Below are 16,379 nucleotides of genomic sequence, written 5' to 3'. Positions count from 1 at the left end.
GAACAGCCGGCCATTTGCCAAGATGCTCGCATCCGCGATACTGCGGTGCAGAAGTAGGGCGGCCTGCCCGCAGCGTAGGGGGTTACGATGGCCGATACGGACGCAGGCGCCGGCGCCTCCACGGGCGAGAAGGTCGTCATCAAGAAGTACGCCAATCGGCGGCTCTACAACACCGCCTCCTCCTCCTACGTCACCCTCGAACACCTCGCCGATATGGTGAAGAAGGGCGTGGACTTCGTGGTCTACGACGCCAAGACCAACGAGGACATCACCCGGACGGTCCTGACACAGATCATCTTCGAGGAAGAGAGCCAGGGCCAAAGCCTGCTGCCGATCCAGTTCCTGCGGCAGCTGATCAGTTTCTACGGCAACTCCATGCAGGCCTTCCTGCCCAGTTACCTGGAACTCTCGCTGGCCAGCTTCACCAAGCAGCAGGAGCAGATGCGCAGCCAGTTCTCCTCGCTCGGCGCCGCCCCCGGCATTGGCGTTTACGAGGAGCAGATCCGCCAGAACATGGCGCTCTTCGACCGGGCCATGAAGATGTTCTCGCCCTTCGCCTACGTGAAGCCGGACGAGCCCTCCGCCCCGCCGCCGAAGGCCGAGACGGCCCCTGCGGCCCCCCCGGCCGGCGACGACACGCTCATCCAGCTGAAGAAGCAGATGGAGGCGATGCAGGCGCAGATCGAGCAGCTGGCCCAGAAGCGCTGATCGTGCGTTGATTGGGGCGAGCAGCGGCCTGCGCTGGCATATGGTTTGCAAATCCCTAACGCATGATGTCCCGAATTGAGCGTATCCGGCGGGCCGACCTTCTCCGCCGCGCCAGCAAGAGCGAGACGGCGGACGAGGCGGCCGAAGCCGAGGTGGTGAACCTGCCGGTCCCGGTGGGCCGCGCCCGCACCGTGCCGCCGCGGGACGAACGCCCGAGCGGCGCCGCCGCCTTCGCCGCCCAGCTGATGGGCCAGGACGGCGAGAGGCGGGGGCTGAAGGCCGGCGCGCCGCTGATGGAGGCGGCCAAGACCACCTATTCCAAGATCGAATGGTCCGGCGCCAAGGACCGCCGCGCCCGCAAGGGCCGCATCACCCGCACAGACGTCTAGGACCGCTTCAAGCGGGCGACGTCCTCCTCCAGCGCCGCGACGCGCCGCTCCAGCGCGGCGATGCGCGCCTCCGGATCCACGCGCCCTGGGACCGGCGTCGAAATCCCGGCGCGGTCGGCCACCTCCTTCGCCTCGACGCCCAGCAGCTCGGCGAAAACAGCCACTTCCGCGGCAGAAAGCTCCCGCTGGTCCTTGAAGACGAGGGCGAGTTCGGCCGGGCTCATGCCCGCGGCGGCGGCCAGCACGGTGCGCGGCAGCCCCCGCTCGGCAAGGCGGGCGTCGAACCATTCGGCGTCGAAGAAGAGGGCCATGGCGGCTCCCGGAACGTCTGGCGCAGGATTTGCTTAACCGTGTTCAGAACCTTCGACCACGGGGCCCGCCATGCTCGCCGTCCTCTCCCGCTTCGTCGACGTGACCGTCGTGGCGCTGATCTTCACGGCTTTTATTGGGGGGTGACCCCGTCCGATAGCCGCCAGCCGACCGCGCGGACCTCTGGCAGCCTGTCCTCGATCAGAGGAGCAGGACCCATGGCGAGCATCATCAAGGAAACCGACATCGACGCCCCCGCCGAGGCGGTGTGGGACGCCGTCGCCGACTTCGGCGCCGTGCACCGGCGTTTTGCGCCGGGCTTCGTCACCGACGTCCAGCTCGTGCCCGGCGCGCGCATGGTGACCTTCGGCGACGGTTCGGTGGTGAAGGAGCTCTTCCTTGGCGCCGATGCCGCGCGCCGCCGCCTCGCCTACTGCGTCCAGAGCGAACGCCTGACGCACCACTCCGCCTCGTTCCAGGTGGTGGAGGCGGGCGCGGGCCGCTGCCGGCTTATCTGGACGGCCGACGTGCTGCCGGACGAGATGGCGACGTACATCGGCGGCCGGATGGACGAAGGCCTGAAGGTGGCGCAGCAGACGCTGGGCCGCATCCCCGCCTAGACCTCGTCGACGCCGACTGGATCGCGGGCGCGGGACTGCAGCCACATCACCCCCAGCAGGTCGCTGAGCGAGGCCCAGAGCCGGCCGAGGTTCGTGTACTTCGACTGGCCGGTCTGGCGGTGGCGGTGGTTCACCGCGCGGAACGCCGTCTCGTAGCCCTCGCGGTGCATCAGCGCCGGCAGGTAGCGGTGGATGTGGTCGAAGTAGGGGAGTCGCAGGAAGGCCTCGCGCCGGAAAGCCTTCAGGCCGCAGCCGGTGTCGTTGCAGCTGTCCTTCAGCAGGCGCTTGCGTACCCCGTTGCCAACCTTGGACGCGATGCGCTTGGCCTGGCTGTCCTGGCGCTTGACCCGCTCGCCGCCGACCAGCGCCAGCTCCGGCGGGCCGGCCAGGAGCATGTCGGCCAGCCCCGGGCCGTCGGCGGGGTCATTCTGGCCGTCGCCGTCGAGGGTGACGATCACCTCGCCGCGGGCGCCCAGGATGCCCGTGCGGATGGCGCGGCTCTGTCCGGAATTCTTGCGGTGGGCCAGCACGCGAAGCTGCGGGATCTCGGCCTGGAGGGCCTTCAGGGCGGCGCGCGTTCCGTCGCGGCTGGCGTCGTCGACGAACACGATCTCGTAGTCGCGGCCCTTGAACGCGGCGGCGATCTCACGCGCCAGGGCCGGCGCGGCGCCCTCCTCGTCGAAGACGGGCACGACGACGGAGATCTGCGGCGGCTTGCCGGTGTTGCGGGCGGCGGGTGTTTTGGCCATCGGGTTCCCATAGCCGAAAAGGCGGCCAAAGCAGGAGTCATGCTATCAGGGCGAAATGACGCTTGAGGGTGAGCTGGCGCGCTGGAGCCGCGGATGGCGCGGACCGGCGATCGCCGCGTTCGTGGCTTTCCTGGCCGGGCTGCCGGGCGTGTTCGCCGTGCCACCGTTGGACCGCGATGAGTCGCGCTTCGCCCAGGCGACGGCCCAGATGCTGGAAACCCGCGAGTTGGTGGTCATCCGCTTCCAGGACCAGCCGCGGTTCAAGAAGCCGGTGGGCATCCATTGGCTTCAGGCCGCCAGCGTCTCGCTGTTGTCCAGCCCCGAGGCGCGCGAGATCTGGGCGTACCGGATCCCCTCGCTGCTCGGCGCCATGCTGGCCGCGGCGGCCTGCGCCTGGGGCGCGGCGGCCTTCTTCGGACCCCAGGGCGGGCTGCTCGCCGGAGCCATGCTCGGCGCCACCTTCCTGCTCTCCACCGAGGCCTTCATCGCCAAGACCGACGCGGTGCTCTGCGGCGCCACGACCCTGGCGCTGGCGGCGCTGGCCCGGCTCTACGCCGCCGCGCGTGACGGGCCGCCGGTGGGCAAGCGCGGCTGGCTGCTGTTCTGGTTCGGGGTCGCCGGCGCGGTGCTGGTGAAGGGGCCTGTGGGACCCTTGATTGTGGCCCTGACCATCCTGGCCCTGCTGGCGCTCGACCGCCGGCCGGGGTGGCTCGCGCGGCTCAACTGGTACTGGGGCCTCATCATCGTGGCCGCCGTGGCCGGTCCCTGGGCCTTCGCCGTGACGGTTGCGACCGACGGCGGCTTCTGGTCCACCGCCTTCGCGGGCGACTTGGCGCCCAAGCTGGTGGGCGGCCAGGAGACCCATGGCGCGCCGCCGGGCTACCACACCGTGCTCGCGCCGCTGCTCCTCTTCCCCATGACCCTGCTGATCCCGGCGGCCCTCGTCACTGCCTGGCGGCGCCGGCGCGAGCCGGGAGTGCGCTTCGCCATCGCCTGGCTGCTGCCGGCCTGGATCCTGTTCGAGGCCATGCCGACCAAGCTCGTCCACTATCCCCTGCCCGCCTACGGCGCGGTGGCCTGGCTCGCCGCGGCTGCGATGCTCGAGCCGCTTGGCCCGCGGGTGCGCTGGGCGGGCGCGGCGCTCGGCGGCCTGGTGGGCGTGGCGCTGGCGATCGGCGCTTTCGTCCTGCTGTCCCAGTACGGCGACCCATCCGACGTCACGGCAGCCGCCATGGCCGGCGGGCTGCTGGCCGCAGCAGGGCTGGCCGGCGCCTACATGCTGGTCCGCCGCGCGCCGCGGGGCGCCCTTGTGGCGGCCCTCGCGTTGGGTATCGTCGGCCACGGCGCGCTGGCCGCCGGGCTCGCGCCGCGGCTCGATCCCTTGTGGCTGTCGGCGCGCACCGAGGCGGCCATGGCAAAGGCGCGGCTGCTGCCACGTCAGGGCGTGGCCGACGCCCCCGTCGCCGTCGCCGGCTTCGCCGAGCCAAGCCTGGTCTTCGCGCTCGGCACCCCCACCGAGCTGAAGGACGCCAAGGAAGCCGCCCAGGCGATCGCCGAGAACCGGCCGGCGGTCGTCGAGTCTCGCGAGGAGGCGAGCTTCCGGCGCGAGTTGCAAGCCGTGGGCGCCGCCGCCCGTCCCGTGGCCGTCGTCCGGGGCCTGGACTATTCCAACGGCGACGAGACGACGCTGACGGTCTACGAGGCCGCCGCAGCCAAGAGGACCCCGCCATGAGCCGCCGGATCGAGATTGTCGAGGTCGGGCCGCGCGACGGCCTGCAGAACGAGAAGACCCTGCTGGAGATCGACCAGAAGCTGGAGCTGATCCGCAGGCTGGAGGACGCCGGCGCCCGGCGCATCGAGGCGGTGTCCTTCGTCAATCCGCGCCGGGTGCCGCAGATGGCCGGCGCCGAGGAGATCATGGCCGCCCTGCCCCGCGAGGCCGGCCGCTCGCGGATCGGGCTGGTGCTGAACATGAAGGGCTGGGAGCGCTGCGTGGCCACCGGCTGCGACGAGGCGAACGTGGTGGTCTGCGCCACCGACGGCTTCGGTATCCGTAACCAGGGCGCCTCCGTGGAGGAGCAGGTCGAGACCCTGCGATCGATCATGGCGGTGCGGAAGAAGGAGGATCCGCCGGTCTCGATGACCATCTCCGTGGCCTTCGGCTGCCCATTCGACGGCGAGGTCTCGGAAGCGCAAGTGATCGACATCGTCTCGGCGGCGGCCGACCTGCGCGTGCCGGAGATCGCGCTCGCCGACACCATCGGCGTGGCCGACCCCTGGACCGTGCGGCGCCGCGTCGAGGCCGCGCGCCAGGCGGCGCCGAACGCGCGCCTGCGCATGCACTTCCACGACACCCGCAACACCGGCCTGGCCAACGCCTTCGCGAGCGTCGAGGCGGGTGTCGACGTGCTGGACGCCAGCGTCGGAGGCCTCGGCGGCTGCCCGTTCGCGCCGAACGCCACGGGCAACATCGGCACCGAGGACCTGGTCTACATGCTGGAGCGCGCCGGATACGAGACCGGCTACGAGTTGGGCAAGCTGATCGGGATCGGCGCCTGGGTCTCTGACCTGCTCGGCAAGACGCCAACCGCTTCCGTCACCCGCGCCGGCGGCTTTCCGCTCAGGACGGACGCCGCTTGAACCGCCACATCACCGGGCGGACGACGGCCGCGCCCACCACCAGCGGGGCGAGCAGCAGGGCCACGAGGCGTTCGGACAGGCCCTCCGCGCGCTTGTGGAAGTACCGCGCAAGGCCCACGCCCTTGTACAGCTCGACCCGGAGGGGATTGGTCTGGCTCGTGTGGCCAAGGTGGACCACTTCGGCCTTGGGATGGAACAGCACCTGTCCGCCCAGCCGGCGCACGCGCCAGCAGAGGTCGATGTCCTCGACGTGCAGGAAGTACTTTTCGTCGAAGCCGCCGACGGCGTCGAAGTCCTCGCGCCGCATGCAGAAGCAGGCGCCTGAGATGGTCGGCACGGGGGCGACCTGATCTGGCAGCGCCTGATCTTCCCAGTGCACCTCGTAGCGCCGCAGCGCCGATGATTTCTGGGCCAGCCCGCTCATCGAGACGAGCGCGCTGACCGGCGTGATGTCGCCCCGGCGCGCGCCGCGCTGCTCGGTGCGGTCCGCATTCAGGACGCGCCCGCCGACCAGGCTAGGGACGGGGCGGCCCTCGATGGCGCGCAGCAGGCCGATGACGCAGCCGGGCTGCAGGAACGCGTCCGGGTTGAGGAACACCAGGGCCTCGCCGGACGCGGCTCGCGCCCCCAGGTTGGCGCCGCGGGCGAAGCCCACATTGCCCTGCCCGGCCACGACCTTCACCCGCTTGTCGGCTTTGGCGAAGGCGGCGACGCACGCCGCCTCCGCTCCCGTGGAGCCGTTGTCGACGATGACCAGCTCGTCGACCTGGGGATCGCGCAGGACGCAGGCGACGCTCTCCTCGAGCGCCTCACCGGTCATGTAGACCACCATCACCACCGAGACGCGCCGACGCCGCTCGCGGAGGTCCGGCGCGGACGCCGGCTCGTGAGCGACGATCGGTGCGGCGACCCCGTTCATCCCGCCTCCATGGCCCCGAGCTCTTGGCGTGGCGAGAACTCCGGGGTGATCACCTTTGACGCAAGATCGGGCGGCAACGCCTGCGTGGCAAGCAGGTTTGCGGCCTCCTCCAACGTCAGGATCTCCTGCCGGTCGGAACCAAGGCGCCGAAGCGCCACCTTGCTCTCCTCAGCCTCGCGGCGGCCGACGACGGCGATCACCGGGACCTTCGCGAGGCTGTGCTCGCGGACCTTGTAGTTGATCTTCTCGTTGCGCAGGTCCGTCTCCACCCGCAGGCCCTTCGCCTTCAGTTGCCTGACCACGCGCTCGGCATAGCCGTCGGCGTCGGACGTAATTGTGGCGACGACCACCTGGACCGGAGCCAGCCAGAGGGGGAAGGCGCCGGCGTAGTTCTCGATCAGCACGCCGATGAACCGTTCAAGCGAGCCCAAGATGGCCCTGTGCAGCATCACAGGGCGCTGCTTCGAACCGTCCTCCGCTACGTACTCCGCGCCCAGGCGCTCCGGCAGCACGTAGTCCAGCTGGATCGTGCCGCACGTCCAGGTCCGGCCGATGGAGTCCTTAAGCACCCAGTCCAGCTTCGGCGCATAGAAGGCGCCGTCGCCTTCGGCGATCACCGGCTCGACCCCGGCCTTGCGGGCAGCCGCCAACATCTGGGCCTCGGCCTTGTCCCAGAACTCGTCGGAACCAGCGCGAACCTCGGGGCGGGTCGCCAGTGCGATGTGGTCCCGCTGCAGGCCGAAGTCGGCGTGGATCGAGTTGGCCAGCTCGATGAACCGGGCCGTCTCCTCCTCGATTTGGTCCTCACGGCAGAAGATGTGGGCGTCGTCCTGGGTGAAGGCTCGCACCCGCATCAAGCCGTGCAGGGCGCCGGAAGGTTCGTAGCGGTGGCAGGCGCCGAACTCGGCCATGCGCAGCGGCAGGTCGCGGTACGACTTCTGGCCGAACTTGAAGATCTGCACGTGGCCCGGGCAGTTCATCGGCTTCAGGGAAAGCTCCTCGCCCTCCTCCGTTTCGCAGACGAACATGTTCGGCCGGTACTTCTCCCAGTGTCCGGATTTTTCCCAGAAGACGCGGTCGAGCACCTGCGGCGTGCGCACCTCCTGGTACCCCGCGGCGTCGAGGCGCCGACGGACGTAGGCCTCCACCGTGCGCCACAGCGTCAGGCCCTTCTCGTGCCAGAACACCATGCCCTTACCCTCTTCCTGCATGTGGAAGAGGTTCATCTGGCGGCCGACCTTGCGGTGGTCGCGCTTCTCGGCTTCTTCCAGGCGGTGGATGTAGGCCTCGAGCTCGGCCTCGGTGGCCCAGGCCGTGCCGTAGATCCGCTGCAGCATCGGATTGCGGTGGTCGCCGCGCCAGTAGGCGCCGGCGAGCTTGGTCAGCTTGAAGGCCTTGCCGGCCAGTTTCGTCGACGGCAGGTGCGGCCCTCGGCAGAGGTCCTTCCACTGCCCCTGGCGATAGATGGTGATCTTCTCGCCCGCCGGGATGCTCTCGATGATCTGGGCCTTGTACTCCTCGCCGATCTCGCGGAAGTGCCGGATCGCCTCGTCGCGGTCCCACTCCTCGCGGCGGATCGGCTCGTCCCGGTCGACGATCTCCTTCATCCGCTGCTCGATCTTGGCGAGGTCGTCGGAGCTGAACGGCTCGGCGCGGGCGAAGTCGTAGTAGAACCCGTCCTCGATTGCGGGACCGATGGTCACCTGCGTGCCGGGGAACAGTTCCTGCACGGCCTCGGCGAGGATGTGGCTGACGTCGTGGCGGATCGTTTCCAGCGCCTCGGGATTCTCACGCGTGACGATCTCGAACGTCCCGCCCTTCTCCAGCCGGCGGTCGAGGTCCAGGAGCTCGCCGTCGAGCTTCACCAGGGCGGCCTTCTTTTCCAGGGACTTGGAGATGCCGGCGGCGATTTCGCGGCCCGTGACGCCTTCGTCGAAGCTTCGTCGGGAGCCGTCGGGGAAAACCAGTTCAATCATGACTTCTACGTTCCGGGTGCGGGCGGCGGCGGGTCGTAGCCCGCCGGGCCCCAGGGATGGCATCGGCACGCCCGGCGCACGCCGAGCACGGCGCCGCGCCAGGGTCCATGGCTGATCAGGGCCTCAGCCGTGTATTCCGAGCAGGTCGGAAGGAACCGGCATTGGCGTCCGATCAACGGCGAAAACGTCAGCTTGTAGGCGCGCAAGGCGCCCCTGACGCAGCTCTCGTAGAAAGACATGCCGGCTACGGGTGAGAGTTTGGGGCCCCTGCGTTACGCCGGGGCCACCGGGGGATCAAGCCGCGCCGGCGGCGCTAGTTCGTCCCATGGCCGTGCGGACAGCCTCGCACGCGGCCTCGAACGCGAGCAGCGTCGAGGCGTGGCGGGCCGGGTAATCCTTCACAGGCGCAAGCATCGAGAGGTCCGAAAAACGTCCTTCGGGCGGCGAACCACCCGCCTTCAACATAGCACGGAACTGGTCGCGGGCCAGTTCGAGTTCCCCAACGCTGGCGCCCACGACATGGGCGCCGAGGACCGAGGCGGCGGCCTGGCCCAGCGCGCAGGCCTTCACGTCCTGGGCGAAGTCCGCCACCTGGTCGCCCTCCACCTTCACGTCGACGAGCACGCGCGAGCCGCAGAGCTTGGCCACCTTCTCGACGCTGGCGTCCGGCGCATCTAGCCGCCCGACCCGCGGCAGGTTCGCCGCGAGCCTTAGGAGCTTCGCCGAGTAGAGGTCGTCGATCATCGCCCTAGATGTAGGTCAGGCCTGGCGCGCGCGCCACGCGGCTTCGGCCTGCTCCTTCAGCGCCTCGTTCATGGCCATGAAGCCGCGGCGGATGGCGCCCCCCGCCTGCTTCACAACGGTCTTGCCGAGCACGCCCGCGAAGATCTCACCGTTCGAGACGATGCAGGAGGCTTCCGCCAACTGCTCGATCTCGATGTAGCGGATGGTCTTCACTAGGCCGTTCATCAGGCTGAGCTTCCAGTGAAGCTGCTCGTTGGGGACCCACTCCAGGACCACCGGCTGGATCTCCTGCGGGTCACGGCCGGGGAGCGTCAGGGTCATGTCCAGGGTTGCGCCCAGGCGGATCTCACCGGCCGCCCGGGGATAGGTCGGGTTCCAGCGGCTCCAGCCTTCCAGGTCGTAGATCAGCTGCCAGATCACCTCGGCCGGCGCCTGTACGCCGATCCGGTGCTCGATGGGGATCCCCTTGGGGCGCGGCGGCGGGGCGATCGCGCCCGCGGCCGGCGCAGCCTTCGGCTTGGCCGGCGCGCCCATGGTGCGGCCGAACAGGCCGGCTTTCAGAGGGGGCGGAGGCGTGAACGGCATTCGGACCTATTCCCTGATCCGCCAGGTCGCGCCGGCCGGACCATCCATGACTTCGACGTTGAGCGCGGTGAGCTCGCTACGGATACGATCGGCTTCTGGCCAATTTTTGGCGGCCCGCGCTGCCTGGCGTGCCTCCAGCAGCGCCTCGACCCTGGCCTTGAGGCCGTCGTCCGCCCCGCCCTGGAACCAGGACTGGGGGTCCGCGCCCAGGAAGCCCATCAAGGCGCCGGCGTCGAGCAGCAGGTCACGCCCCCCCTCGGCGGCGGCGACATCCCGCGCGGTGATCGCCGCGCGCACCTGGTCGGCGAGCTGGAAGAGCGCGGCGAAGGCTTCGGGCGTGTTCAGGTCATCCTGCAGAGCCGCGAGCACGGCCTCGTGCGCCTGGCGCGCCGCACGGCTGGGGCGGCCCTCGGCCTCCGGCTCGCCGGAGAGGAACCGGTCGACGTCGTCCAGCACCCGGTAGAGGCGGTCCAGCGCGCTCTTGGCCTGCTCGATCAGCGGGTCGGCCCATTCCAGCTGCTGGCGGTAGTGGCCGGCGAGCAGGGCCCAGCGCAGGGCCTCCCCGGGCCAGGTCTCCAGGAGGTCGTGAGCCAGGGCGACGTTGCCGAGGCTCTTCGACATCTTCTCCTGGGCCATATTCAGGAAGCCGTTGTGCAGCCAGAAGCGGGCGTACTCACGGCTGTGGCCGGCGCATACGCCCTGGGCGAGCTCGTTCTCGTGGTGCGGGAAGATCAGGTCGACGCCGCCGCCGTGGATGTCGATGGGCAGGCCCAGGACCTGCTCGATCATCGCCGAGCACTCGATGTGCCAGCCGGGCCGGCCGGGCCCCCAGGGGCTCTCCCACTCCGGCTCGCCGGGCTTGGAGGGCTTCCACAGGACGAAGTCGCGCGGGTCCTTCTTGTAGGGCGCCACGTCCACCCGGGCGCCGGCGATGAGGTCGTCGAGCGGCTTGCCCGATAGCCGGCCGTAGTCGGCGAAGGCCTCGGTGGCGAACAGCACATGGCCCTCGGCCGCATAGGCGGCGTTGTTGTCGACCAGGCGGGCGATCATGCCCACGATGGCGTCCATCGTCTCGGTCACCCGCGGCTGGTGGTTCGGCGGCAGGGCGCCGAGCGCTGCGGCGTCCGCGTTGTAGGCGGAGAGGTAGCGGTCGGTGATCTCGCGGATCGGCACGCCCTCGTCGGCGGCCTTCTTGTTGATCTTGTCGTCCACGTCCGTGACGTTGGCCGCATAGACCACCGCGTCCTCGCCGTAGAGGCGGCGCAGCACCCGATAGAGCAGGTCGAAGACCACCACGGGGCGGAAGTTGCCGATATGGGCGTAGTTGTAGACCGTCGGCCCACAGACATACATCGTCACCCGGCCGGGATCGCGGGGCTCGAAGGGCCGCTTGGCGCGGGCCATGGTGTCGTAAAGCGCCAAGGTCATCGGAGGGCCGGGGTCATGGTCAAGCTAACGCAGCGTAACGGTTGTCGGGGAGGAAGGTCCGCCCATATACAGATGGCCTCGACCGGAGGCCACGGGAACCCCGCAGGCGCTCCGGCATCGAACGGAAAGGGTGGCACGCGTCGTTTCCGGGACCTTCGTCCCGGCGCAACTCAGCCCTGGAAGGACCTTGCTCGTACATGGACGCCATTTCCCGCGACCGAACCCTGGTCGGCGTCGACCTTGATCTTGAAGCCGTGAAGCGCCCGACGCGCGAGGAGGCCATGGAGGCCGTCCGCACGCTCATCGCCTGGGCCGGCGACGACCCGCGCCGGGAGGGCGTGATCGACACGCCCAAGCGGGTGGTCGACGCCTACGCAGAGTGGTTCGAGGGCTACAACCTCGATCCGGCCAAGGAGCTCAGCCGCACCTTTGAGGACGTGCAGGGCTACGACGACATCGTCATGCTGCGCGACATCGAGGTGGAGAGCCACTGCGAGCACCACATGGCGCCGTTCCTCGGCAAGGCCTACGTGGCCTACATGCCGACCAACCGTGTGGTGGGCATCTCCAAGCTGGCCAAGGTGGTGGAGATCTTCGCCCGCCGTCTCCAGACCCAGGAGACCATGACCCAGCAGATCGCCGACGCCATCACCGACAGCCTGCGCCCGGCGGGCGTGGCCGTGCTGATCGACGCGGTGCACCAGTGCATGACCACCCGCGGCGTGCACCATCGCCACGTCTCGACGGTGACGACCCAGTTCACGGGCGTCTTCAAGACGGACCCGACGCTGCGGCAGCGGTTCCTGGACTTCGCCAACAAGAGGTAGGCCCCGGCGGCTAGGCCGCCGGAGCCCTGAGCCGCGTCAGGCCCTTCGCACAAGCCTGAGAAGCAGCAGCAGGATCACGGCGCCCACCGTGGCGCCGATGATCGAGCCCACGATGCCGGCGCCCATCGAGACGCCGAACTGGCCGAACAGCCAGCCGCCGATGAAGGCGCCGACGATCCCGACGACGATGTTGCCGAGCAGGCCGAAGCCATAGCCCTTCACGATCACCCCGGCGAGCCAGCCGGCGATCGCCCCTACGAGAAGCCAGATAAGCAGGGTTTCCACGGACATCTTGATCTCCTGGAACGGCTTTGCGCCGTCGCGGACGAGAACCGATCCCCGTCTGGATCAACAACGCGCCACGGTTCACATTTGACCAAATCCGAAGCGTCCGAGGCTCCGCCTTGAGAACCTCGCGAACCGCGGGCCATATGGCGGCCATGACCCAATTCCCCACCGCCGCCTCAAAGGAGGCCCTGGAGCATGGCCAAACGCTCGCCCCCCGCTTCGACGCCAACGGGCTGATTGCTGCGGTGGCGACGCACGCCGACAGCGGCGAGGTGCTGATGTTCGCCTGGATGAACGCAGAGGCGCTCTCGAAGACTCTGGAGACCGGAGAGGCGCACTACTTCAGCCGCTCGCGGCAGGAGCTCTGGCACAAGGGCGCCACCAGCGGCCAGGTGCAGAAAGTCGCCGAAGTCCGCATCGACTGCGATCAGGACGCCGTATGGCTGAAGGTCCGGCCGCAGGGTGACGGGGGGGCGTGTCACACCGGCGCGCCGTCGTGCTTCTATCGGTTGGTGGAGGACGGCAAGCTGGTGGACCGGCCATGAGCGTCCTGCAGGCGCTGCTGGCGTTCGGCGTCGCGGCAGCCCTGCTGACGATCACGCCCGGCCTCGACACGGCGCTGGTGTTGCGGACCGCCGCCGTGGAGGGGGCGAAGCGGGCGGCGTTGGCGGGGTTCGGGATCGTGCTGGGCTGCCTGGCGTGGGGCGCGGCGGTGGCCCTGGGGCTCGGCGCCTTGCTGCAGGCCTCGACCCTGGCGTTCGAGGTCCTCAAGTGGGCCGGGGCGGCCTACCTCGTCTGGCTGGGGCTCAGCCTGATCGTCAGGCCGCGGGAGCGGTTCGAGCTCTCGGCCGCCGCGCGGCCGGACGGCGGCGACTTCGCCTGGATGCAGCGGGGTCTGCTCACCAACCTGCTGAACCCCAAAGTCGGGGTCTTCTACGTGTCGTTCCTGCCGCAGTTCCTGCCCGCCGGCGCGCCGGCCGCGCCGTTCATCTTCCTGCTGGCGGCGATCCACGCCCTGATGGGCCTCGTCTGGTTCGCGACCCTGATCGCCGCGACCCGGCCGATCGCGGGGGCGCTTCAGAAGGCCGCCGTCGTCCGCTGGCTCGACCGGCTCACCGGCGGCGTCTTCGTCGCCTTTGGCCTGCGGCTGGCGCTCGAGCCGCGGTGAGGTCGAGCGTGGGCGAGACGCCCGCGCCCTGAGGCGTCACCCGGAAGCTCTTCACCGTGCGCGCCCTGAACTGCCGGGTCTCGATCGGGGTGGCGATCATGTCTGCGCGCGCGGCGCCTCGGGTGAGCGTCAGCAGCACGAAACCCTTGTCGACCTGGTTGTTGTAGAGGACCTCGTTGTTGATGCGCGCCACCAGGGTCCCGGTGTCGACGCCGGGCGCCAGCTCGCCTGCGCCCGGGCTGGTGATCCCCGTCGTGCCGAACTCGCAGGCGACGCGGCGGCCGGCGTCGTCGAACAGCTCGTTGGCCCAGAAGGAGTGGCTGTCGCCGCTGAGCACGACCGGCCGGGCGCCGGCGCGGCGGAAGAGGCCGTAGAGCCGCTCGCGGTCCACGGGGTAGCCGTCCCACATGTCGAGGGCGACCGGCAGCTTCAGCTTCGCCAGCGGGTCGCGCTGCTGCAGCCGGCGCTTCGCGCGCTCGGTGAGGCCGGCCTGCTCGCCCGGGGTCAGGTCGGCGTAGCCGAACGGCAGCACCCGCCCCATGACCACCTGGTTGCCGATCACCTGCCAGGCATGGCCGGCGCGTACCGAGCGTGACAGCTCGTCGGCGACCCAAACCTCCTGCCGCGCGCTCATCATCCGCCGGCGGGGGTCGTTGAGCTTGGCGCGGAAGCCGGCGACGTCCGGCTGTCCGTTCACCTCCGGCATGTCCTTCTCGTACTCCAGCTGCAGGTCGCGGGCGCCGATGCGGGTCTCGATCATGATCAGGCTGGCCAGGTCGCCGAAGTGGAAGGCCCGCTCGGAAGCCTCGATCAGAGACTGCCGCGGCCGGGGCTCGCGGATCGGCATCCACTCGTAATAGGCCTTCAGGGCCGCGGCCTTGCGCCCTTCCCAGTCGCCCTCCGTGCGCGGGGTGTGGTTCTCCGCCCCGTGCTCCCAGCTGTTGTTGGCGGTCTCGTGGTCGTCCCAGGCGACGATCCAGGGCGCGCGGGCGTGCGCCGCCTGCAGGTCCGGATCGGATTTGTACTGGGCGTGGCGGCGGCGGTAGTCGTCCAGGCTGACGATCTCGCGAGGCGGGTCGTGCGGCCGCTCGGACGCCACCGGGGAGTCCATCCCGTAGGATCCGGGTCCGCCGTACTCGTAGATGTAATCGCCCAGGTGCAGCACGGCGTCGACGCGCGGCAGGTCGGCGATGGCGCGGTAGGCGTTGAAGTAGCCGTTCGGATAGAGCGTGCAGGAGGCGACGGCCAGGACCACGTCCGGCGTCGGCCCGACCGGCAGGGTCCGCGTGCGGCCCACCGGCGAGCTGATGCCGCCGGCCGCGAACTGGTAGCCATAGGCCCGGCCCGGCTGCAGCCCCGTGACGTCGACCTTGGCGGTGTAGTCCCGCTCCGGCCCGGTGACCCCGCGTCCGCGCCGCTCACTCCCGCGGCCGTCGAGGGGCCGGACGATCCAGGTGTATTCCAGTGGTGCGCCCGCACGGTCCGGGCTGAAGCGCGTCCAGATCACCACCCGGTCCTGGAGGGGGTCGCCGGACGCCACCCCATGGCGGAACGCGACTGCGCGCTCGCTGTTAGGCTGAGCCGCCGCCGGGCTCGCCGCGCCGACGCCCAGCAAGGCCAGCGCCCTGCGCCGATCGATCTTCATGGCCGTTCCCCCCGCCGTCCCGCGGTGTATTAGGACGCACAGTACCACAGGAGCATGACACCCGATGTCGAAGGAAGGCCTCCACGTCCCGCGCGAGAAGCTGAAGCGCGAGACGCTGAACAAGCACTACGCCATCACCTCGATCATCGAGGAGCTGGAGGCCGTGGACTGGTACCGGCAGCGGGCCGACGACTGCGACGACCCGGAACTGCGCGAGATCCTGCTGCACAATGCCCGCGAGGAGATCGAGCATGCCGCGATGACCCTCGAATGGCTGCGCCGGAACGACACCGACGTGGACGCCCAGTTTCGGGAGTTCATCTTCTCGGAAGGCTCCATCGCCGGCCACGAGGAAGAGTCCGCGGAGAAGCATGGCCTCTGAGGCCGAAGACGAGGGCCCGGAGGAGGCGGGCGACGTCCGCCTCGTGACGCTTGCCGATCCCGCGGGTCGGATCGACAAGGCCCTGGCCGAGGCGCTGCCGGAGCTCTCGCGCGGACGCATCCAGGCGCTGATCGCCCAGGGGCGGGTCAGCCGTGACGGGGCGCCGGTGGGCGACCCCTCCGGCAGGGCGCTGGCGGGCGACTACCGCCTGGACGTCCCGCCGCCGGCAGCGGCCGAGCCCGAGCCTGAAGCCATCCCGCTGACGGTGCTCTACGAGGACGAGCACCTGATCGTGGTGGACAAGCCGGCCGGGATGGCGGTGCACCCGGCGCCCGGCAGCGAGCGGGGCACGCTGGTGAACGCCCTGCTGCACCACTGCGGCGCGAGCCTCTCCGGCATCGGCGGAGTGGCGCGGCCGGGGATCGTCCACCGGATCGATAAGGAGACCTCCGGCGTCATGGTGGCGGCCAAGAGCGACGCCGCCCACCAGGGCCTCTCGGCCCTGTTCGCCGCCCACGACATCGAGCGGACCTACATCGCGCTGACCCGCGGGGCTCCCTATCCGGCCAAGGGGACGGTGGAGGGCTCGCTCGCCCGCTCGACCCACGACCGCAAGAAAATGGCCATGGTGAAGACCGGCGGGCGGCACGCGGTCACCCACTACCGGACGGAGCGGTCGTTCGGACCGCAGGAGAAGCCGGTCGCCGCCCGCGTCGCCTGTCGCCTGGAGACCGGCCGCACGCACCAGATCCGCGTGCACCTGGCGTCCAAGGGCACGCCCTGCCTGGGGGACCCGGTCTACGGCTCCGGTCCTCCGGCCGAGAAGGTCCGCGCCGCTATCCGGGAGGCGGGGCTGTCCCGCCAGGCGCTGCACGCGGCGGTGCTGGGCTTCCGCCACCCGGTGACCGGCGAGCCGGTCCGCTTCGAGAGCCCACTGCCGGGGGACATGGCCGGGCTTGAGGCATTGTTGGAGCGGATCTGATTTCCCTCCCAAGTTGAGGA

General features: G+C 70.0%; 20 protein-coding genes. 10 read left to right on the top strand and 10 right to left on the bottom strand.

Translation table 11 applies throughout. From position 1 onward, the window contains the following. The first annotated feature begins 87 nt into the window (after positions 1-87). Both phaR and VIL76_RS16565 read left to right on the top strand, forming a co-directional pair. On the top strand, positions 88-708 hold the full coding sequence (gene phaR, locus VIL76_RS16570) for a polyhydroxyalkanoate synthesis repressor PhaR (protein WP_332046139.1): 621 nt from the start codon (positions 88-90) through the stop codon (positions 706-708). A 62-nt stretch (positions 709-770) separates the two neighbouring features. Next, positions 771-1,097, top strand: coding sequence for a hypothetical protein (locus VIL76_RS16565; RefSeq protein WP_332046138.1), 327 nt, complete (start codon positions 771-773; stop codon positions 1,095-1,097). Here VIL76_RS16565 and VIL76_RS16560 read toward each other — a convergent pair. Further along, on the bottom strand, positions 1,094-1,408 hold the full coding sequence (locus tag VIL76_RS16560) for a helix-turn-helix transcriptional regulator (RefSeq protein ID WP_332046137.1): 315 nt from the start codon (positions 1,406-1,408) through the stop codon (positions 1,094-1,096). The two genes, VIL76_RS16565 and VIL76_RS16560, sit on opposite strands and share 4 nt — an antisense overlap. Before the next feature lie 216 nt (positions 1,409-1,624). Here VIL76_RS16560 and VIL76_RS16555 point away from each other — a divergent pair, with 216 nt between their 5' ends. Continuing rightward, positions 1,625-2,026: an SRPBCC family protein gene (locus VIL76_RS16555; protein ID WP_332046136.1), complete on the top strand. Its 402-nt coding sequence runs from the start codon at positions 1,625-1,627 to the stop codon at positions 2,024-2,026. Here the strand turns inward: VIL76_RS16555 and VIL76_RS16550 are convergent. Beyond that, positions 2,023-2,775: a glycosyltransferase family 2 protein gene (locus VIL76_RS16550; RefSeq protein WP_332046135.1), complete on the bottom strand. Its 753-nt coding sequence runs from the start codon at positions 2,773-2,775 to the stop codon at positions 2,023-2,025. The genes VIL76_RS16555 and VIL76_RS16550 overlap by 4 nt on opposite strands. Positions 2,776-2,830: 55 nt before the next feature. Here VIL76_RS16550 and VIL76_RS16545 point away from each other — a divergent pair, with 55 nt between their 5' ends. Together VIL76_RS16545 and VIL76_RS16540 are read left to right on the top strand one after the other, a co-directional pair. Beyond that, positions 2,831-4,507 carry a glycosyltransferase family 39 protein gene (locus VIL76_RS16545; RefSeq protein ID WP_332046134.1) on the top strand — a complete coding sequence of 559 codons (1,677 nt, stop codon included), beginning with the start codon at positions 2,831-2,833 and terminating at the stop codon, positions 4,505-4,507. After that, positions 4,504-5,415 (top strand): hydroxymethylglutaryl-CoA lyase, encoded by a 912-nt coding sequence (locus VIL76_RS16540; RefSeq protein WP_332046133.1) that lies wholly within the window; start codon positions 4,504-4,506, stop codon positions 5,413-5,415. The genes VIL76_RS16545 and VIL76_RS16540 overlap by 4 nt, the downstream gene beginning before the upstream one ends. Here the strand turns inward: VIL76_RS16540 and VIL76_RS16535 are convergent. From VIL76_RS16535 to cysS, 6 genes are read right to left on the bottom strand one after another with little or no spacing between them, the layout of a single operon-like run. Next, positions 5,396-6,334 (bottom strand): glycosyltransferase family 2 protein, encoded by a 939-nt coding sequence (locus tag VIL76_RS16535; protein ID WP_332046132.1) that lies wholly within the window; start codon positions 6,332-6,334, stop codon positions 5,396-5,398. The two genes, VIL76_RS16540 and VIL76_RS16535, sit on opposite strands and share 20 nt — an antisense overlap. Next, on the bottom strand, positions 6,331-8,310 hold the full coding sequence (gene thrS / locus VIL76_RS16530) for a threonine--tRNA ligase (protein ID WP_332046131.1): 1,980 nt from the start codon (positions 8,308-8,310) through the stop codon (positions 6,331-6,333). The genes VIL76_RS16535 and thrS overlap by 4 nt, the downstream gene beginning before the upstream one ends. Positions 8,311-8,315: 5 nt before the next feature. Then, positions 8,316-8,549, bottom strand: coding sequence for a membrane protein insertion efficiency factor YidD (yidD, locus tag VIL76_RS16525; protein ID WP_332046130.1), 234 nt, complete (start codon positions 8,547-8,549; stop codon positions 8,316-8,318). A gap of 55 nt (positions 8,550-8,604) precedes the next feature. After that, positions 8,605-9,054: an iron-sulfur cluster assembly scaffold protein gene (locus tag VIL76_RS16520; RefSeq protein WP_332046129.1), complete on the bottom strand. Its 450-nt coding sequence runs from the start codon at positions 9,052-9,054 to the stop codon at positions 8,605-8,607. 15 nt (positions 9,055-9,069) lie between these two features. After that, positions 9,070-9,639 carry an SRPBCC domain-containing protein gene (locus VIL76_RS16515; protein ID WP_332046128.1) on the bottom strand — a complete coding sequence of 190 codons (570 nt, stop codon included), beginning with the start codon at positions 9,637-9,639 and terminating at the stop codon, positions 9,070-9,072. Positions 9,640-9,645: 6 nt separating this feature from the next. Continuing rightward, complete coding sequence (gene cysS / locus VIL76_RS16510; protein ID WP_332046127.1) at positions 9,646-11,067, bottom strand: cysteine--tRNA ligase; 1,422 nt, start codon at positions 11,065-11,067, stop codon at positions 9,646-9,648. Positions 11,068-11,264: 197 nt separating this feature from the next. Here cysS and folE point away from each other — a divergent pair, with 197 nt between their 5' ends. Then, positions 11,265-11,894, top strand: coding sequence for a GTP cyclohydrolase I FolE (gene folE, locus VIL76_RS16505; RefSeq protein WP_332046126.1), 630 nt, complete (start codon positions 11,265-11,267; stop codon positions 11,892-11,894). Between the two features lie 36 nt (positions 11,895-11,930). Here the strand turns inward: folE and VIL76_RS16500 are convergent, their stop codons facing one another. Continuing rightward, entirely contained in the window at positions 11,931-12,185 is a 255-nt protein-coding gene (locus tag VIL76_RS16500) for a GlsB/YeaQ/YmgE family stress response membrane protein (protein ID WP_332046125.1), read from the bottom strand. A gap of 149 nt (positions 12,186-12,334) precedes the next feature. On the opposite strand from VIL76_RS16500, the gene hisI reads away from it, so the two are divergent. Both hisI and VIL76_RS16490 read left to right on the top strand, forming a co-directional pair. Next, positions 12,335-12,727, top strand: a complete 393-nt coding sequence (gene hisI, locus VIL76_RS16495) for a phosphoribosyl-AMP cyclohydrolase (protein WP_332046124.1) — start codon at positions 12,335-12,337, stop codon at positions 12,725-12,727. Beyond that, positions 12,724-13,350, top strand: a complete 627-nt coding sequence (locus VIL76_RS16490; RefSeq protein WP_332046123.1) for a LysE family translocator — start codon at positions 12,724-12,726, stop codon at positions 13,348-13,350. The genes hisI and VIL76_RS16490 overlap by 4 nt, the downstream gene beginning before the upstream one ends. On the opposite strand, the gene VIL76_RS16485 is transcribed toward VIL76_RS16490, so the two are convergent. Further along, positions 13,295-14,995, bottom strand: coding sequence for an alkaline phosphatase D family protein (locus VIL76_RS16485; protein ID WP_332046122.1), 1,701 nt, complete (start codon positions 14,993-14,995; stop codon positions 13,295-13,297). The genes VIL76_RS16490 and VIL76_RS16485 overlap by 56 nt on opposite strands. A 64-nt stretch (positions 14,996-15,059) precedes the next feature. On the opposite strand from VIL76_RS16485, the gene VIL76_RS16480 reads away from it, so the two are divergent. Together VIL76_RS16480 and VIL76_RS16475 are read left to right on the top strand one after the other, a co-directional pair. Next, on the top strand, positions 15,060-15,377 hold the full coding sequence (locus tag VIL76_RS16480) for a ferritin family protein (protein ID WP_332046121.1): 318 nt from the start codon (positions 15,060-15,062) through the stop codon (positions 15,375-15,377). Next, positions 15,367-16,359, top strand: coding sequence for an RluA family pseudouridine synthase (locus VIL76_RS16475; protein WP_332046120.1), 993 nt, complete (start codon positions 15,367-15,369; stop codon positions 16,357-16,359). The genes VIL76_RS16480 and VIL76_RS16475 overlap by 11 nt, the downstream gene beginning before the upstream one ends. The last annotated feature ends 20 nt before the right edge of the window (positions 16,360-16,379 follow it).

The sequence above is a fragment of the Phenylobacterium sp. genome (genome assembly GCF_036563285.1).
Taxonomy (GTDB): domain Bacteria; phylum Pseudomonadota; class Alphaproteobacteria; order Caulobacterales; family Caulobacteraceae; genus Phenylobacterium.
Note: the sequence above shows the minus strand (reverse complement) of the source record. Positions and strands in the feature narration are given on the sequence as shown.